At 30.8% G+C, this 20055-nt stretch carries 17 protein-coding genes; 14 read left to right on the forward strand and 3 right to left on the reverse strand.

What is annotated here, in order from left to right:
* Positions 1-50: 50 nt before the first annotated feature.
* Positions 51-2012 (reverse strand): IucA/IucC family protein, encoded by a 1962-nt coding sequence (locus tag HMPREF2897_RS04125; protein WP_070592718.1) that lies wholly within the window; start codon positions 2010-2012, stop codon positions 51-53.
* A 102-nt stretch (positions 2013-2114) separates the two neighbouring features.
* Here HMPREF2897_RS04125 and HMPREF2897_RS04130 point away from each other — a divergent pair, with 102 nt between their 5' ends.
* The 7 genes from HMPREF2897_RS04130 to HMPREF2897_RS04160 all read left to right on the forward strand — a co-directional run bounded on the left by HMPREF2897_RS04130 (position 2115) and on the right by HMPREF2897_RS04160 (position 10983).
* Positions 2115-3296, forward strand: a complete 1182-nt coding sequence (locus HMPREF2897_RS04130; protein WP_002486632.1) for an MFS transporter — start codon at positions 2115-2117, stop codon at positions 3294-3296.
* A complete protein-coding gene (locus HMPREF2897_RS04135; RefSeq protein WP_070592720.1) occupies positions 3286-5043 on the forward strand; it encodes an IucA/IucC family protein in 1758 nt (585 codons plus the stop codon). Before HMPREF2897_RS04130 ends, HMPREF2897_RS04135 begins: the two co-directional genes overlap by 11 nt.
* A gap of 3 nt (positions 5044-5046) precedes the next feature.
* Complete coding sequence (locus tag HMPREF2897_RS04140) at positions 5047-6108, forward strand: alanine/ornithine racemase family PLP-dependent enzyme (protein ID WP_002458398.1); 1062 nt, start codon at positions 5047-5049, stop codon at positions 6106-6108.
* A gap of 202 nt (positions 6109-6310) precedes the next feature.
* Positions 6311-7306: an ABC transporter substrate-binding protein gene (locus tag HMPREF2897_RS04145; protein WP_002476062.1), complete on the forward strand. Its 996-nt coding sequence runs from the start codon at positions 6311-6313 to the stop codon at positions 7304-7306.
* A gap of 11 nt (positions 7307-7317) precedes the next feature.
* Positions 7318-8349, forward strand: coding sequence for a FecCD family ABC transporter permease (locus HMPREF2897_RS04150; protein ID WP_002476067.1), 1032 nt, complete (start codon positions 7318-7320; stop codon positions 8347-8349).
* Complete coding sequence (locus HMPREF2897_RS04155; protein WP_002447360.1) at positions 8346-9311, forward strand: FecCD family ABC transporter permease; 966 nt, start codon at positions 8346-8348, stop codon at positions 9309-9311. The genes HMPREF2897_RS04150 and HMPREF2897_RS04155 overlap by 4 nt, the downstream gene beginning before the upstream one ends.
* Before the next feature lie 298 nt (positions 9312-9609).
* Positions 9610-10983: a YjiH family protein gene (locus HMPREF2897_RS04160; protein WP_002496346.1), complete on the forward strand. Its 1374-nt coding sequence runs from the start codon at positions 9610-9612 to the stop codon at positions 10981-10983.
* A 174-nt stretch (positions 10984-11157) separates the two neighbouring features.
* Here HMPREF2897_RS04160 and HMPREF2897_RS04165 read toward each other — a convergent pair whose 3' ends face one another.
* Positions 11158-11472, reverse strand: a complete 315-nt coding sequence (locus HMPREF2897_RS04165; RefSeq protein ID WP_002475742.1) for a heme oxygenase — start codon at positions 11470-11472, stop codon at positions 11158-11160.
* Between the two features lie 152 nt (positions 11473-11624).
* The gene (locus tag HMPREF2897_RS04170; RefSeq protein WP_001829752.1) at positions 11625-11885 is read right to left on the reverse strand and encodes a SunI/YnzG family protein; all 261 of its coding nucleotides are present in this window, start codon (positions 11883-11885) and stop codon (positions 11625-11627) included.
* 176 nt (positions 11886-12061) lie between these two features.
* Here HMPREF2897_RS04170 and HMPREF2897_RS04175 point away from each other — a divergent pair, with 176 nt between their 5' ends.
* The 7 genes from HMPREF2897_RS04175 (at position 12062) to HMPREF2897_RS04205 (ending at position 19677) form a co-directional block, all read left to right on the forward strand.
* Positions 12062-12571: a metal-dependent hydrolase gene (locus tag HMPREF2897_RS04175; protein WP_002475741.1), complete on the forward strand. Its 510-nt coding sequence runs from the start codon at positions 12062-12064 to the stop codon at positions 12569-12571.
* Positions 12572-12625: 54 nt separating this feature from the next.
* A complete protein-coding gene (locus tag HMPREF2897_RS04180) occupies positions 12626-13813 on the forward strand; it encodes a UTP--glucose-1-phosphate uridylyltransferase (protein ID WP_070592725.1) in 1188 nt (395 codons plus the stop codon).
* Between the two features lie 18 nt (positions 13814-13831).
* A complete protein-coding gene (locus HMPREF2897_RS04185) occupies positions 13832-14515 on the forward strand; it encodes a PAQR family membrane homeostasis protein TrhA (RefSeq protein ID WP_002447365.1) in 684 nt (227 codons plus the stop codon).
* A 239-nt stretch (positions 14516-14754) separates the two neighbouring features.
* Positions 14755-16092, forward strand: coding sequence for a multidrug efflux MFS transporter SdrM (gene sdrM, locus HMPREF2897_RS04190; protein ID WP_070592726.1), 1338 nt, complete (start codon positions 14755-14757; stop codon positions 16090-16092).
* A gap of 193 nt (positions 16093-16285) precedes the next feature.
* The gene (locus tag HMPREF2897_RS04195; RefSeq protein WP_002458403.1) at positions 16286-16753 is read left to right on the forward strand and encodes a SepA family multidrug efflux transporter; all 468 of its coding nucleotides are present in this window, start codon (positions 16286-16288) and stop codon (positions 16751-16753) included.
* Positions 16754-17023: 270 nt separating this feature from the next.
* Positions 17024-18463, forward strand: coding sequence for an MDR family MFS transporter (locus HMPREF2897_RS04200; RefSeq protein WP_002458404.1), 1440 nt, complete (start codon positions 17024-17026; stop codon positions 18461-18463).
* Between the two features lie 146 nt (positions 18464-18609).
* On the forward strand, positions 18610-19677 hold the full coding sequence (locus HMPREF2897_RS04205; RefSeq protein WP_070592727.1) for an Mrp/NBP35 family ATP-binding protein: 1068 nt from the start codon (positions 18610-18612) through the stop codon (positions 19675-19677).
* Positions 19678-20055 lie beyond the last annotated feature (378 nt).

The following is a 20055-nucleotide window of genomic DNA, read 5'->3' on the forward strand; positions in this document are numbered from 1 at the left end:
GATGTATACCAAAAAAGCACTTGAGCATCATGCTCAAGTGCTTTTTGATTTTATAAATCATTCTTTCTATGAAGTGGATTATTCACTTTAATATACGTATATTCATGTGCTTGATTCTCTAAACGCATTGTTGTGACACACTTGTAATCGATTTCGGATGCGAAAATAGTGCGCTTGATGTTGTTGAGATGTTGTTTTGAAATGTGAGTCATGTGATTAAAAATGTCTTCTACTGTTTGTGCAATAATTTGCCATATTTCTTGTTCAAGGACTTTACTATCAGAATATTTAGCTATTGTAATAACGAGTTCACCTAAATGATTTTGAACTGTTGAATAGAACATTTTATTAAATACTGATGTTTTAGAAGTTGTAAGGATTCTAGATTTTTCATGGAAATGTTGAGTAGTAAATCCAGCATTATTTAATTGTTCTTTATCAATACGTAATCCTTCAAAGTCCCTTATATAAATCATGTTAAGTGAGCCATCTTTATTAAAGGTAGCCACTGAATTTTGTAAATGTGCCTCTAGCGAAATTCCGTATTTTGAATAAAGCGGGATAACTAAGCCAAGAAGAGCTTTGCTATAATCTTTAATCCATTGTTTCGCTGCTTCTTCAAAATTTTTATATTGATGTGTATTTTGATAAGTTTTGATTAAAGTACAAATTGGTGCTTCGGTATTATAAGGATATGTCGCAACCAAACTTGATGGAATTACTGGCACTGTTTCATTAGATATAAACTGATATAAATTATTTCTAAACAAAGTCCCTAATTGTTCACTTCGATCTGTTTGAATTGTCTCATTGTCGTTTCGATTATAAAAATGAATCCCTGCATTTTCATCGATATAAGTAGATTGATAACGTGAAAAATCTTCATCTTTTGACATAATCTCCCTTAAAATTTGCGTCACTAATGGTCCATTATAGGTCGTTTGTTCAGACAATGTTCGAATCTCACCAGTTATATGCACATTCGTCGATAATTTGATATGCGGGGATAAATCAGGTTGTTTAGGTACTAACGTTCTAAATGATAGACCAGCATAGTATGGTACTGAATGATTACTTATCAATATTAACTTTTCGTTTAGTTCATCCTGATAATCACTTTGTAAAATATGTTTTACTTGCCAAGGGTGAACCATCATCAAATGATAATTTTGTAAATTAAAATCTTCGCCAAATTCTTTTTCTAAGGTTTTAATTAAGTCAGGAAACATTTGCTTTACGGCATCATTGTAATCTACATTCAATGATTGAATACGACTTATACTTTTATGAATAAACACGGCTTTTAGATGAATAACATTACCAAATTCTGATGAATACATAAAGTTTTCCTTAGCATTCATTCCTTTTCTTAACTTAGCACCAGGATGAAGAGGATGGCCTTCGATGACAGATTGTTCAGAACGCAAGTAACTATCATTTGCATTTTTAATAAGGTGATATAATGGCGCTCTTTCATTACGCATCGTATGGTGTTGGAAACTTAAAGCAAAAGTCATATTAGCTGCACTATTATTTAAATCATTTCTAAATTGTACGCTAGCCTCGTTATTTAAGTTTTCATCTTCAATTAATATCCAATCTAGTATTTGATTAGGATGTAGTACACGTTCAAAATCATCTTCTTTACTTAGATTTTTAAAATAAAATGGTCCTTCGACATCAAGGCGATCGAATGCATGCATTCCAGTTATTGGAGCATACAAATAAATATTTGATGTTGGAAAATAGATTTCTAAAATGGCAATAACATTAACTCCGTAACCAGCAAAATGACGTCGATTAAGTACACGACTATGATCGCGACTTTTTACTAAATTCTCCCTATGTAAAGATGTAATTAAACGTTGACTTATTTTATCACGTCCATCTAATAAATGATTAATATAATTAGAAGACCACTTAGAATCATGATGTTTAAGAAAGTCATGTACATTATGCTCATCTTCAGTCATTATTATATTTTGTTTATTTATAAATTGATTGAAATTCATAATTCACCTCTTAAAAATATTTTACAAAAATAAATAACATTTGTATAATCCATATTAATGATAATGATAATTATTATCAACGAAAAAGACAGGTGGAATTTGATGGCAAAATATTTCTTTTCCAGTTCTTTTCTGTTATTTTTAGGAAATTGGATTGGTCAAGTGGGGTTAAATTGGTTCGTACTCACAACATATCATAATGCTGTATATTTAGGCTTAGTTAATTTCTGTCGTCTTATACCTATTTTACTATTAAGTGTTTGGGCAGGATCCATAGCTGATAAATATGACAAAGGTCTCCTGTTACGTATCACTATTAGTTCATCATTCATCATTACAGCATTATTGTGTTTACTTACATATAGTCTTAACACTATACCGATTTTCATCATACTTTTATATGCAACATTTAGGGGGATACTAAGTGCTGTAGAAACTCCGGTGAGACAAGCAGTTTTACCTGATTTATCTAGTAAAATTTCTACAACTCAAGCAGTTTCTTTTCATTCGTTCATTATTAATATATGTCGATCAATAGGACCCGCAATAGCGGGTGGCTTAATAGCTGTATATCATACACCCACTACATTTTTAGCTCAAGCAGTGTGCTATTTTATCGCGGCAGTTTTATGTATACCTGTTCATTTTGAAGTCATAGTAAGTCAAAAAGAAGAAAAAGCACTACCACTTAAAGTTGTACTAAATTATTTTAAGAGTAATTTAGAAGGTAGTCAGATATTCATTACCTCTATTATTATTATGGCAACAGGCTTTTCTTATACTACAGTTTTACCAGTATTGACAAACCATATTTTTCCTGGTCAATCGCAAGTGTTTGGTATAGCTATGACTTTTTGTGCGATTGGAGGAATAGTTGCAACGATAGTCTTACCATCAATTTTAAAACACTTAAGTACAGTAAAAATGTATTATCTCAGTTCAATATTGTTTGGTATGGCTTTACTAGGTATTATCATACATCATTTAGTAGTCATGTTTATATGTATTACGTTAATAGGTTTGTTTAGTCAATGGGCTAGAACAACTAATAGAGTTTATTTTCAACATAGTGTAAAGGACTGTGATAGAGGGAAAGTATTAAGTATTGTAATGATGGATCGAGGTATGATTCCGTTAGGTAGTTTAATAATGAGCTTTTTCGCGGATATGTTCGGTATTTTAACTACATTTACTATTATGGGAATTAGCACTATTAGTATTTCAATCATTTTTTATATCATACAACGTATTTCGAATATGGAGGAGAGCAATAATGAATCATAAGGAATGGCTTTTAGCTGACAAAAACATCCAATATCGAACGATTAACGCAATGATTAAGGAACATATTGTTTCTGAAGGTATGTGTATTAAAGAAGGTACTCATAAAGTTGAAATTTTTCTCAATGAGCACCTTTTATCGTTAAAAGTAGCTCGAAAAAGTGCCTTAAAAAGATATGTTTTTTCTGGTGACATAGTATTGAAAAATAAAAAATTGTCTCAATCAGTTGAAAGTTTAGAAGAACTTCTTCAAATACTAACGGAAATATTTCATATCAACATTTCAAAACGATTATACGATGAATTAATTCATAGTAGGGATAGTTTGTATGAAACGTATAAACATTTTTATAATAGACAAACACTCATTCATCAGAGTATGAAATTTAGTAAATTGCCCGATTCTATAAATTTTATAGCTTGGCTGCAACATTTACAAGATAGTGGTATGACAGATGATTTAAGTTACTCGGAAAGCCTTGTGATAGAAGGGCATCCCACACATCCTTTAACAAAAACTAAATTGCCTCTTAGTACTAATGAACTAAAGCTATATGCACCGGAATTTGAAAAAGTTATTCCATTAAATATTATGCTTATTGAAAAAAATCATGTAGTAACAACAGCAATAAATGGTGATCAAAATTTTATTCTAAATCAAGTTATTCCTGAATATCGAGATCGTTTAAAATGCTACCTCGAGCCACTTCGATTAAATCTTAACAATTACAGAGTAATGTTGATACATCCTTGGCAATATGATTATATTATCGGCGAACAATTTGAAGAATGGATAGCCAAGAAAATCTTACTACCTACGCCATTTACTATTGAGTCTAAAGCTACTTTATCATTTAGAACAATGGATTTAATTCATAAACCATATCATGTAAAATTGCCAGTAAATGTTCAAGCTACAAGTGCTATTAGAACAGTTTCATCAGTTACAACTGTAGATGGTCCTAAGTTAAGTCATGCATTACAAGGATTGCTTCAGGAATTTCCAGAACTTCAAGTTGCGATGGAACCTTTTGGAGCTTATGCTCACACGGTATCTGATTTATCAAAACAATTAGCGCTTATTATACGTCAAAAACCAACGATATATGATTATGGGTGCACAATTGTAACAGCTAGTTTAGTTAATCCTAATCCAATTGATAATCATGCAGTTGTAGATAGTTATTTAAAATGGATAGAAAACGAAATCACACTTGATCATATTAAGCATTTTATAGCAATTTATACACAAACCTTAGTTACACCACTTATTGCGTATATTCAAAATTATGGCATAGCACTTGAAACGCATATGCAAAATACGATTGTTAATCTTGGACCTAATTATAAAATGAAATTCATTGTACGTGATTTAGGTGGTTCTCGTATAGATTTAAATACACTTAAACAGAAAGTTCCTCAAATAGATGTTACAAATGAAAGTCTTATTGCAGATAATATTGAGGAGGTTATTGCTAAATTTCAACATGCAGTGATTCAAAATCAGCTAGCAGAATTGATTCATCATTTTAATCAGTATGATGAAGTAATAGAAGAAGAATTATTTGAGATTGTGCGTGAAGAAATCGAAATGGCAATCGATAATGACAAGCCACATGCTGAAAAATTGAAAAAATTATTGTTTGGATCAACTATCACAGTCAAAGCTTTATTAAGTATGAGAATGGAAAATAAAGTGAAAAAATATTTAAATACCAAGTTAGATAATCCAATAAAAAAAGAGGTGTAGTACATGGCAAATGTTCGTGTCAATTTATCTAAAATTAAATATAATGCCAAAGTACTTCAATCGTTATTAGAATGTAAACAAATTCATTTCACACCAGTAATTAAATGTGTCGCAGGGGATAAACATATTGTATCAAGTATTAAGTCTTTAGGAATTACACATTTTGCTGAATCAAGACTAGATAATATTGAACAACTCAAAGATTTAGGCATTACATTTACATTGTTACGACCTACTGTTGAAGCAGATTTGGAAAAGATGATTTCAAGAGTAGAAATGAGTATCCAAACTGAATTAACCACAATCAAAAAACTTAATACGTTAGCAAAATCTCTTGATATTAAACATCAAATCATGCTAATGGTTGACTGGAAAGATGGTAGAGAAGGGGTCTTGACCTATGATGTGGTACGCTATGTACAAGAAATACTTAAATTATCTCACATACAACTTGTTGGCTTGGCATTTAATTTTATGTGCTTTAAATCAGAAGCACCCAATGAAAAAGATGTTCGTATGATAAACAAATTTATACATGATGTAGAAAGTGAAACTCATTTTAAGTTTAGAATTATTTCAGGTGGAAATTCGAGTATGTTACCTCAAACACTGTACAATCATTTAGATAAAATCAATGATCTTCGTATAGGGGAAGCATTATTAAGGGGTATAGATACGACGACAAATCATTCAATTAATAGCTTATATCAAAATGCGATAGTATTAGAAGCAGAAATTATAGAAATAAAACCACGCCTATATCAAAAAAATAATCAATCTTATTTACAAGCCATAGTTGATATCGGTTATTTAGATACTTTTATCGAGGGGATAAAACCTCTTGGTGATGATATAAGAATATTAGGTGCATCAAGTGACCATTTAATGATTGATTTAAATAACCAAGACCATTATCAGATCGGAGATAAACTTCAATTTAGCTTGAATTATGAAGCGCTGTCTCAGAGCATGTATATGAAAAATTTAACTAAGTTATATAGTAGTGATTCAAAAATAGAATCCCTTGTTCAAAACTTTGATATGCCCATATATTCCCACTGCTAAAAGTGTTTATTTACCTTTAAATCAACGCACCGTTCCAAATTAAATTTTGATAGGCATTACTTATTAAAATTAGCATTTTTATATAAACATCATTTGTTCAGCGTTGGATTAATTATGAAAATAATAAAATAAGTTATTGACATTGAGAATCGTTATCAATAAACTAATAATGTAAGCATATACATATTAAGGAGTGGAAACAGTGAGAGGTTTAAAAATTTTAAGTGTAATTGGCTTATTGTTTGTTTTAATTGCAACTGCAGCATGTGGAAATAATAATTCAAGTAACTCAAGTAAAGAGTCATCAAAAGATGGAGTTGAAATCAAGCACGAAGAAGGTACTACGAAAGTACCTAAACACCCTAAACGTGTTGTTGTTCTTGAGTATTCATTTGTTGATGCGTTAGTTGCTTTAGATGTTAAACCTGTTGGGATAGCGGACGATAACAAAAAAAATCGTATTATTAAACCATTAAGAGACAAAATTGGAAAATACACTTCTGTAGGAACACGTAAACAACCTAACTTAGAAGAAATCAGTAAACTCAAACCAGATTTAATTATTGCTGATAATAATAGACACAAAGGTATTTATAAAGACTTAAATAAAATTGCTCCTACGATTGAACTGAAAAGTTTCGATGGAGATTATAATGAAAATATTGATGCTTTTAAAACAATTTCAAAGGCTTTAGGTAAAGAAGAAGAAGGTAAAAAACGCTTAGAAGAACACGATAAGAAAATTGAAGAATATAAAAAAGAAATAACTATGGATAAAAATTTAAAGGTATTGCCTGCAGTAGCTGCTAAATCAGGTTTGCTTGCTCACCCAAGCAACTCTTATGTTGGTCAATTCCTAAGTCAACTAGGTTTTAAAGAAGCATTAAGTGATGATGTTACTAAAGGTTTAAGTAAGTATCTTAAAGGACCTTACTTACAAATGAACACTGAAACTTTATCTCAAGTGAATCCTGAGCGTATGTTCATAATGACAAACAAGGCAAGTTCTAACGAACCTTCACTAAAAGAACTAGAAAAAGATCCTGTATGGAAGAAATTAAATGCTGTGAAAAATCAACGTGTTGATATTTTAGACCGTGACTTATGGGCAAGATCACGTGGTTTAATTTCTTCAGAAGAAATGGCAAAAGAACTTGTTGAATTATCAAAGAAAGATAGTAACAAAGATAATAAGTAAGGTGGAAAACAATGACTATAGTAAATAAAGATAGTCAATCCGCTATTGAACAAAAAAAGAAAAAGCGCACTACACTCACTTTTATTGTGGGTGTGTGCCTTCTTTTTATTTCAGTATATTTGAATTTAGCGATTGGTTCTTCAAAAATACAATTGAATGATATTTTAAGTTATGTCACTGGACACACGAATACAAAAGCAACTTTCTTAATACACAATGTACGTATGCCAAGAATGCTGGCTGGTTTAATTATTGGTGGCGCTTTAGCAATTGCAGGTTTATTGATGCAGGCAATTACCAAAAACCCTTTGGCTTCACCACAGATTTTTGGTGTGAATGCAGGCGCTTCCTTCGTTATTGTTCTTATAACTGTACTTATACCGTCTCTAGGCTCTTACTCTACAATTTTAGCGATAATTGGTGCCTTCCTAGGAGGTTTTACTGTCTATACATTGTCTGGCTCTACTAAGTCGCTTACACCGATTAAACTAGCACTTGCAGGTATGGCTATTCATCTGTTCTTTAGTAGTATGACTCAAGGTATAATTATTCTAAATGAAGATTCTAATGATACAGTGATGTTCTGGTTAGTTGGTTCATTAGCCGGTATAAAATGGCAACAGATTATATTTATCTTACCATTTTTACTCCTTGCTATTTTTGTGACCATATTTATGGGAAGACAATTAACTATATTAGAGTTAGGTGATGATATTGCCAGAGGATTAGGACAAAGAACAGAAATCGTCAGAATGATTGTTGGAATATTGGTCGTTGTTCTTGCTGGTGTTTCTGTTTCTATTGCTGGTCCTATAGGATTTGTTGGTTTGATAGTTCCACACATAGTGAAAAGATATATAAATAAAAACTATATATTGATGATACCTTTAACATTTATATTCGGCGCTACTTTATTACTGATTTCTGATGTATTGTGTCGCTTAATTACTTATCCATTCGAATCGCCAGTAGGTATTGTTACATCATTTGTTGGTGCTTTTTACTTCTTATTCATAACTGTTAGAGGGGTGAATCGCATATGATTAAACAAAACCTGAAGATGCGCTATACCATTGTCTTACTGTTATTAATTTTTAGTACAATCTTTAGTCTTTGTATAGGATCAGTAATGATTAATCCTATTCATGCAGTTACAGGCTTCTTCTTACACAATGACTTTATTTTAAATGAATATCGAATTCCTAGAACACTTTTAGGAATACTTATAGGCAGTAGTTTAGCTATTTCTGGCTCGGTGATACAAGGGGTTATAAGAAATCCACTTGCCTCACCCGATGTTATTGGAATAACAAAAGGGGCAAGTTTAGCAGCAGTAATAATCATAATGATATTTCCATCGGCACCTCTATTTGTTCTTCCTTTAGGTTCATTTATCGGTGCTTTGACAATAAGTATTATTCTTTCAGTTCTTATTTCTAAATTTGATGTAAAGGGATCAAAATTAGCATTGATAGGTTTAGCTATAGGTGCAATTTGTACGGCCATTGTCCAATTCCTGCTTATACGTAATCCTCTTGATGCAAATAATGCGCTATTATGGTTAACTGGTAGTTTATATGGTCATAATATAGCCAGTTTTTATAGTTTATTACCATGGTTTATTATCACTGTACCTATAGTATTGTTATTAGGGTATCAACTTGATATTTTAAATTTAGGTGATCATGTAGCCATTGCACTAGGAGCACGTGTAAAAATCTTAAAAATGACTTTACTTGTATTAGCAGTAATGTTAGCAGGCGCGTCCATTGCAGTAGTAGGAGGTATTAGTTTTTTAGGTCTTATAGCACCTCATATTGCACGTCAACTTGTCGGTCATAAAAATATACATGTTATAATCATGTCAGGTTTGGTAGGAGCAATATTATTAACTTTTGGTGATGGTTTAGCAAGAGGTATACAACCTCCTCTTGATATTCCTGTAGGTGTTGTAATAGCAATTATAGGCGCACCTTACTTCTTATTTTTATTACGTAAGATGTAGTATATTTGATAGTTTCAATATTATATTTTTAGTTATAGAGCCTGATACATTACAAATTAATGTACAGGCTCTTATTGATGTTACAATATCATTTTGATGGCTCATTAAAAAAATAAAAAATATAAATCATATACGAATAGAACTGCTTAAATGGAAAAAGAGTTAAAATGGATTTGCTAAAAGTTAATAAATAGCGTATAGTGTTCTTTACGTAATTATTCAAAATAATGCATATATATAATGTGATATACTTTAAATTACATATGGATATAAAAAGATAGAAATGGATTGAATATATATGAATGAATATAAAAAAGTTGACATAGTTAGAGGTAGAATTAAATTTATCACTATGTCGTTGTTAGGGATTATATTATTTTTAATTCCTATACCAGTTGTTCAAGATGGACAGCATCAAACGACTCTTCCAATAGCTTTTTTAGCTGGTTTATTAAAAGATTGGCTTGGTGGTATCATGCCAATTTTAATTGTAACCATCATAACTGTATCAGGTATTTTAACAATATTATGCTCTACAATTTATAAAAATAAATTAAATCCTCAAGGTTTAATGAACAGTGCTTTCAACGTTAAAATAGGATGGCTTGTTTTGAGAGTATTAGCTGTCTTCTTCTCTTGGCTAACATTTTTAAATATTGGACCTGAAATGATTAAATCTGAAGATACAGGTGGATTAGTATTTTCGAGTTTATTACCTACTCTTGTAGCAGTATTTTTATTTGCTGCAATCTTTTTACCTTTATTAATGGAGTATGGTCTATTAGAATTACTTGGCCCCATTTTTAGACCTATCATGCGACCTTTGTTTACTTTACCTGGTAGATCGACAGTTGATAATCTAGCTTCATTTATAGGTGATGGTACAGTTGGTGTTTTAATTACTAGTAGACAATATGGTGAAGGATATTACTCAAGAAGAGAAGCAACTGTAATATCCACAACCTTTAGTGTTGTATCTATTACGTTCGCGATTGTCATTGCCGAAACAATTAGAATGCAAGATCAATTCTTCTATTTTTATTTAACAGTTGTCATTTCATGCTTAATTGCAGCAATGATTATGCCAAGAATTTGGCCACTTAAAAATATTCCTGACGAATATGCTAAAGAAGTAAGTGAAGAGGCCCGTAATGAACAGCTACCAGAAGGCAAAACAGCATTAAAATATGGTTTTGATTTAGCAACTGAAGTTGGAATTAAATCGCCAGGGTTTAAAGAATTTTTAATTTCAGGTTTTAAAACAGTTGTAGATATGTGGTTTGTAATTTTACCAGTAGTTATGAGTATAGGAACAATAGCTACTATTATCGCTAACTACACACCTGTTTTTGAGATTATAGGAAAACCATTTGTTCCAGTACTAGAATTGTTACAAATTCCAGAAGCACATGAAGCATCACAAACAATTCTAATTGGGTTTGCCGATATGTTCTTACCTTCAATTCTTATTGAAGGGGTTCAAAATGATGTAACACGTTTTGTAATTGGAGCATTGAGTATCTCTCAACTTGTTTATTTATCTGAAGTGGGCGGCGTGATTCTTGGTTCTAAAATTCCAGTTAATATAAGTAAATTATTTATGATTTTTTTAATTCGTACTATCATTACGCTTCCAATAATTGCTTTATTAGCGCATTTATTTATTGGGTAAAAGATATACTCATTTTTAATTTAGTGGGAGTGGGGAACTAATCAAAACAACAGCAATATATTACTAATGGTTAAAATAAAATTTCTCATATATCAAACTTGTTTTATTTTAATAATAAATGCAAAATTAGACAATGAATCATATACGTATTCTAGCCCACTCCCTTTGCATAATTTATCTTCTGTTTAAAGAAGATAAAACATTTGATTTAACAATTTCGCTTTTAATGACTGGTGAATTTTCGGATTTACCAGTATTTTTATGTGCTTGTTTAAATACATCACTATTCACCCAATTTTTAAAATCTTCTTCAGTTTCCCACCAACTATTTACATACATATCTTCGCTATAATCATCTTTATCAATTTGCCAAACTTCAATACCTTCAAAGCCCTTTAAAGATTCAATAGGTCCTCCTTTAGTAAAATTAGGCGCCATTTGTTTTGCATATCCTTTTTTTACAGTGATTCTATTTGTAACAACGAACATTCATATTACCTCCTAGTCTATTTTCTTTAATATAATATTTATCATTCAGCTTAGCAATTTTGAAAATATCACATTAAAAAACTGTCGACATTATATTGAGTTATGTCGACAGTCTAATTATAAAGTTATGTTAAAAAATATAAATCTGTAATTTATTTTGTTAACTCATTATATACTTTTTGATCATTTTGAGTGTAAATAATATATAAGTGTTGATCAGTATCAATTAATACGCGATTTGTTTTTCCGAAAGTAGAACCGATTCGAGATATTTCTTTACCATTCTCTTCTGGTACGGCATGAATATCTTGATCTTGAGTAACATTTTTAATTTCATTATTTGGAATTTTGATATCTGCTACTCTCCATTGAATACGAACTTCATTATCGTTTTTCTTAACTGTCATTGCCATTAAAAACACTTCCTTTAATTAATTTATAAACCTATCATAAATGATTGTGTAATCGTTTTCAAGTATTTATGTGATACTTTTTTTAATTATGTCATACTAATTGAAAGTGAATGCGAAAGTATGTTCGTTTTTTAAAACGAAATGTGCTAAAATATCCTTATAAAGGAGAACAAAACATGACAGGTAAAACACACGCATCATGTGGCTTTTTAGTCGGTGCAATAACCACACAATATTTTCATACAGATATATTTACTTCTATATCAGTGATTGTACTTTCAGTCATTTCAAGTATTTTGCCAGATATATGTCATACACAAAGTAAAATAGGAAGACGATTTAGGCTTACTAGTTTTTTTGTCAGAATTTTATTTGGTCATAGAACATTTACGCATTCACTTTTATTTATTATAGGAATTAGTTTTTTACTGTACTTCATACAAACTCCGATGTATTATATGGTTGCAATTGTTATTGGTATGTTTTCGCATGTTATACTTGATATATTAACTCCAAGAGGTGTTAAACTATTTTATCCTTTACCATTTAATATCGTATCACCCATTCATTTTAAAACTGGGGGACTAGTAGATGTATCTCTAGCTACTGCATTAAGTGTTGGTGCGATATATACTTTATTTCAACCATATTTAAATACTATGATGCATTATTGGTTAATCAAATAAGATTATTATGAGAAAAATAACAATTAAAATTACGTATACATAAGGAGCGTTATCATGTTAGAAAAAAATCAATTGGAAAAGTATAACCAAGAGCATTTGTATGAATATGAAAAATTAATGAGTAGTAATGAAAAGAATGCTTTAGATGAAAAAGTGAATCAGTTAAATCTTGCAGAAATTCAAGATTTATATCAGGACTTATATGTTAATAGAAAAACTATTGATGATGTATCTTCTGTATCTGAAGTCAAATATGAAGTGAAATCACGACTCAATGAAGAACAACGACATACATATGAACAAAAAGGTTATGAGGCAATACGAAATGGTGAATTTGCAGTATTATTGATGGCTGGAGGACAAGGTACGCGTTTAGGATATAAAGGGCCTAAAGGTTCTTTTGAAATAGAGGGTACGAGTTTATTTGAGCTTCAGGCGCGTCAATTGATTCGTTTAAAAGAAGAAACTGGCCACACAATTAATTGGTATATTATGACAAGTGACATTAATCATAAAGATACAATAGAGTATTTTAAACAACATAAATATTTTAATTATGATGCCAATCATATTCATTTCTTTAAGCAAGATAACATTGTTGCTTTAAGTGAAGAAGGAAAACTTGTTTTAAATAGAGATGGACATATTATGGAAACACCTAATGGTAATGGGGGTGTATTTAAGTCTCTTAAAAAAGCTGGATACCTTGATAAAATGCAACAGGATCACGTCAAATATATCTTCTTAAATAACATTGATAATGTCTTAGTTAAAGTTTTAGATCCGTTATTTGCAGGTTTTACAGTGACACAAAGTAAAGACATCACATCAAAAACAATTCAACCTAAAGATAGTGAAAGTGTAGGTCGACTTGTAAATGTTGATTGTAAAGACACTGTGTTAGAGTATTCCGAATTAGATACAGACATAGCAAATCAATTTAACAATGCTAATATAGGTATCCATGCTTTTAAACTAGGTTTCATTACCAGTGCTGTTGATAGAGAATTACCATATCATTTGGCAATCAAACAATTAAAACAATTAGATGAAAATTTTGGTGTGGTTGAACGTCCTACATTAAAGTTTGAATTATTTTATTTTGACATATTTAGGTACGGTACAAGCTTTGTAACACTACAAGTTCCAAGAGAAGAAGAATTTTCACCTTTAAAAAATAAAGAAGGTAAGGATAGTGTACATACAGCTACAGAAGATTTAAAACGAATGGATTTGATTTAACTAAAGGTGGTGGAATAGATGTCTCAATCATCTAAGCGAAAAAACGATTCTGTGGTAGAAACTTTTAAGGACATCATTCCTTTAACATTTGGAGAAGAGATTGGTAATGCAGCATCACATGGTGCTGCTGCATTACTTACATTATTTATTCTTCCATATGCAGCAGTGCATAGTTTTAACAATGGTGGCACATTAGAGTCAATTAGTGTGTCGATTTATGTGATTAGTATTTTTATGATGTTCATATCATCAACCATTTATCATTCGATGCAAAATAATACGTCTCATAAATATATATTAAGGATTATTGACCATAGTATGATTTATGTGGCTATTTCAGGAACGTATACACCTGTTTTGTTAAGTGTTGTCGGTGGTTGGTTAGGTTGGCTTGTCACAATATTATTATGGGGAACAACATTATGGGGAATTTTGTATAAATCAATAGCAACTAAAGTCAATCATAGATTAAGTCTCATTGTTTATTTGGTGATGGGGTGGGTAGGTATCATATTCTTACCTATTATTATTATGCGAACATCATGGTGGTTTATTTTCTTTATATTTCTTGGTGGGTTATCTTATACTATCGGAGCTTGGTTTTATGCCCAAAAAAATAAACCTTATTTTCATATGATTTGGCATATATTTATTGTTCTTGCTTCTCTCTTACATATGATAGGCATTTTTTATTTTATGTGAATTGCAACATTCTATCCTTTTAATTTAGAGAGAAAAATAAGTATTATTTTTAGATATATCATTATACTTTAAATAAACACATGGTGGCGTTGGAATTTTAACTTTATGGACTTTTTAAAGGGGTGAGATGTACTGATCTCACTCCTTTTTATTGAAAACAAATGGTGTATGAGTACCATCATATTAAAAAGTCAATTTTACGTTTCAATAGCTAAATCCAATAAAAAGGGAGTTTTTTTATGAATCTTAAGTCCATCATTACTGTAATGGCACTCATACTAATAATGTTTATGGCAGCTATAGAAACATCAATCATTTCATTAGCATTACCAACAATAAAAAATAGTTTGAATGCCGGTAATCTAGTTTCATTAGTATTTACCGTATATTTTATTGCTTTAGTCATAGCTAACCCTATCGTTGGTGAGCTCATGTCTAGATTTAAAATTATTAACATTGCTGTTCTAGGGGTATCATTGTTTGCCTTAGGTAGTTTAATGTCGGGATTAAGTCAGACGTTTACTTTTTTAATTATCTCTCGAATAGTACAAGGTTTTGGAGCAGGAGTTATGATGTCACTCTCACAAATAGTTCCAAAGTTGGCTTTTGAAATTCCGTTAAGATATAAAATTATGGGTATCGTCGGAAGTGTCTGGGGGATTTCGAGTATTATTGGTCCATTATTAGGTGGTGCGATTTTAGAGTTCGCTTCATGGCATTGGCTATTCTATATCAATATTCCTATTGCTATATTGGCAATAATACTTGTATTTATGACTTTTCATTTTCCTGATGAGACACAAGTACAACAGAGTCGTTTTGATATAAAAGGATTGATTATCTTTTATATCTTTATAGCTTTATTAATGTTTGGTTTACTCAACCAACATCATATTATTTTTAATATATTCTCAATTATTTTAGCTTTAGTTGTTTTATGGATGCTATTTAAAGTAGAAAATAGTTTCGAACAACCATTTTTACCAACGAAAGAATTTAACATATCAATAGTTCTAGTTTTTATAACGGATTTACTAATTGCGATAACATTGATGGGATATAATTTATATATACCAGTATATTTACAAGAAAAACTTGGTTTATCACCTTTACAAAGTGGATTTGTAATATTCCCGTTGTCTGTTGCTTGGATTACGCTTAATTTCAATTTAGCTAAAATAGAAGCGCATTTTACTAGAAAAACATTATATATTTGCTCATTCTTTGTTTTATTAGTTTGTAGTCTGATGATAATGTTTGGCTTAAAACTCCCATTGCTTATTGCTTTTGCGGTTATATTTGCAGGTTTAAGTTTTGGCTATATTTATACAAAAGATAGTGTTATTGTCCAAGAGGAAACTTCTCCAAAAAATATGAAAAAGATGATGTCGTTTTATGCATTGACAAAAAATTTAGGTTCGTCTGTCGGATCTACGATTATGGGATATATGTATGCACTAAATGTTGGTTTATTTGGTTCTAATATACACAATGTATTAGGATTAGTATCAATAATTTCAGTATGCTTAATTGTAATGTGGATGACATTATTTAAGAGTAATCCTATTCAATCTTAGAAACATTACAGAATGATTTTTTAATTATGAGCAAGTAGAAATGCGTATACCATATCTACTTGCTTTTTTTGTGAAAATAAAAAGAAATAAGTTGAGATGAGAAGCAGAAATGTTGTATAACTTAAAATTTTATATGCTTTTATTTACATGATAATATATATGTATATACGAAGTGTAAGGGAGGACAAAAGTGATGAAATTTTTAAAAAATAAATCATATCATTTATTAGTAACACTTATTGTTCTCACTATATTTATTATTTCCGGAGCCATTTTTTTAACGTTTTTAGGCTTTGGTTTGTACGGTTTGAGTCGCATCCTTATTTATTTACACTTAGGCGATTTTAGTTACAATAAAGGCTTTTATGATAATTTAATATACTACGGTAGTTATATCGTTTTAGGCTATTTTACTTTATTTTCAATTGAGCATTTAATGGATTATTTTAAAAAGAATCTTCCAAAAAATCCATACTTTCAAGGTATTAACTTTCATCTTATCTCCTATATTGTTACTACAATTATGTTTTATTTTATAGTTCACATACACTATGTACATGTTAATATACATTTTTGGGTAATTATGATTATTATAGGATTTTTATTTGTATGTAAAGAAGTTTTTTATCCTGAAAGTAAAAATTTGAATAATAAAAAGTAAGGCGTTTGTAAAAAAAGAGAATTTAATATGGAATAATTGAACTTAACGATAGAAAATAATTTAATTATTTAATAGCAATGTTTGATAATGCTATTAAAAATTGCAGTTATATCATGCTTTACCAAGCAGTACAAAGTTTGAATAATTACACTATAATGGTATCCAAAATAACAAGAAATTTCTATATTATTCTGAGCATTAAGTTTGTATCGGTAAATAAAATTTGATTGAATATAAAATTATCATTTGAATAAAAAGGAGTATATGTTTATGGCCAGTTATGAATTATCTAAGACTAAGCGAAATTTAATCGTATCTGTAATGTTAATTAGCGCTTTCGTGGCCATTTTAAATCAAACATTACTTAATACAGCCTTGCCACACATTATGCGTGAGTTAAATATTAATGAGAATACATCGCAGTGGCTGATTACAGGTTTCATGTTAGTGAATGGTGTCATGATTCCACTTACCGCTTACTTAATGGATAAAGTAAAAACGAGACCGCTATATTTAGGTGCAATGGGAACATTTCTGATAGGATCAATCGTTGCTGCTATTGCACCTAATTTTGGCGTGCTCATGTTTGCACGGGTAATACAAGCTGTCGGTGCAGGTATACTCATGCCATTAATGCAATTTACATTGTTTACATTGTTCTCTAAAGAACACCGTGGATTTGCAATGGGACTTGCAGGATTAGTTATACAATTTGCACCTGCAATTGGACCTACATTTACTGGTTTAATCATTGACAATGCAAGTTGGAGAGTGCCATTTATTGTTATTGTCGGTATAGCATTAGTTACATTTATATTTGGTTTTGTATCGATTTCAAGTTATAACACAACGAAAGAAACAAAACTGGATAAAAAATCCGTTATATACTCTACATTAGGTTTTGGATTAATGCTTTATGCTTTCAGTAGTGCTGGTAACCTAGGTTTTTCTAACCCAATTGTCCTTTGTTCGCTTTTAATAAGTCTAATCATCATTGGTATTTTTGTTAAACGACAAATTACAATTTCTAATCCATTATTAAATTTGAAAATATTTAATAACAAAATATTTTGTTTTTCAACAATTACTTCTATGATTATTATGTTATCTATGGTAGGACCTGCATTACTTATTCCATTGTATGTTCAAAATGCTTTAGGATTATCTGCGTTGCTATCAGGATTAGTAATTATGCCTGGCGCGATTATCAATGGTATTATGTCTGTGTTTACTGGGAAGTTTTACGATAAATATGGGCCTAGACCGTTAATATTTACTGGATTTATCTTATTGATTTCTTGTACATTTCTATTATGCTTTCTTAAAGTAGATACATCCTATACGTACTTGATTGTAATCTATGCGATTCGTATGTTTGCTGTGTCTTTATTAATGATGCCTATCAATACGACGGGGATAAATGCATTGAAAACTGAAAACATTTCCCACGGAACGGCAATTATGAACTTTGGACGTGTTATGGCGGGATCTCTAGGAACTGCTCTAATGGTCACTTTTATGAGTATAGGTGCTCAATGGGTTGTATCATCAAGTAATCACGCTAGTAAAGAAATGATTCAACGGCAAAGTGTTGCTGCGGGAGTTGATGTATCGTTCGCGTTAGTCACTGTTTTTGTGATTATTGCTTTTGTTCTAGCATTATTTATAAAGGAGCCTAATCATTCTACTCACAATAGTAGGAAAGTATAATAATTAGAGGTTAGTCTATTTTAAAAATGGGCTAACTTCTTTTTTTATATTAGGAAAAGTCTTATACTAAAAAATATGAATGATATAAAAACAGGCAACTATAGTTGCTATGTAGATAAATTAAAAATCAATAAGGGGGATTTACTTTGTTAACGGTAAATCAAGTTAAAGAAATTGTAGGGGCATTAAAGGATCCGATTATAGATGTGACATTGAAGGAATCTGAAGGTATTGTTGATGTGTCTATTAAGGATAATATTAACCATGTGAGCGTTAAGGTGGCAATGGCGCAATTAGGGGGGCAACCACAATTAGATCTTCAAATGGCTATAGTCAAAGCCTTAAAAGAAAATGGTGCAAATACTGTGGGAATTCGTTTTGAAGAACTTCCTGGCGAAGTAGTCGAGAGATATATAGGAAAAGGTAGTGAAAAGCCCAAAACCATTGAAGAACTATTATCACAAAATAACCCAGTTGAATTTATTTCTATAGCTTCAGGTAAAGGTGGGGTTGGTAAATCGACAGTGGCTGTCAATTTAGCCGTAGCTTTAGCAAGAGAAGGTAAGAAAGTAGGATTAGTAGACGCTGATATATACGGTTTTAGTGTGCCTGATATGATGGGAATAGATGAAAGACCGGGTATAGATGGTAAGGAGATAATACCTGTAGAGAGACATGGAGTAAAAGTTATTTCAATGGCATTTTTTGTAGAAGAAAATGCACCGGTTATTTGGAGAGGTCCAATGCTTGGTAAGATGCTTACAAATTTCTTTACAGAAGTACAGTGGGGAGAACTTGATTATCTACTTCTTGATTTACCACCTGGCACAGGAGATGTAGCTTTAGATGTACATTCAATGTTACCATCAAGTAAGGAAATTATAGTAACTACACCGCATCCAACCGCGGCGTTTGTAGCGGCTCGAGCAGGTGCAATGGCTAAACATACAGAACATACTATTCTTGGAGTTATAGAAAATATGAGCTATTTTGAAAGTAAGGAAACAGGTAAAAAAGAGTATGTTTTTGGAAAAGGAGGAGGAAAAAAGCTTTCTGATGAACTTGAGACGCAATTATTTGCTGAACTTCCATTAGAACAACCTACATGGAATCCCAATGACTTTTCGCCTTCGATATATCAATCGGATGATCGTTTAGGAGAATTATATAATTCAATCGCAAGAAAAGTTATAGCAAGCACCCAAAAACAATAAAATCGATAATACCTAAATTGTGTTTAAATCGTGTGAAAAATATTTTCATACGATTTTTCTATTGCAAATTTTAAGAAATGTGTTAGAATATTTTCTTGTGAGTGAATAAAAGAACTCATACGAATAAAAAATAATTCAATTTAAATGTTGACTTCAAAACATAAAATTGATATTATATAAAAGTCGCTAAAAAGCGGATGTAAAGCGATTAATAACTTTGTTAAGTTGGTGTAAAAATAACCCTTGCAAAGTTAATGAAAAGCTTTTAAAATTGATTAAGTAATATCAATTAGTTGTTGACTTTTATCAAAGCGATATAGTACAATGTAAAAGATTGATTTTACAAAATGAACATTGAAAACTGAATGACAATATGTC

Origin of the sequence: Staphylococcus sp. HMSC065D05, from assembly GCF_001813195.1 — a bacterium.
GTDB classification, from domain to species: domain Bacteria; phylum Bacillota; class Bacilli; order Staphylococcales; family Staphylococcaceae; genus Staphylococcus; species Staphylococcus epidermidis.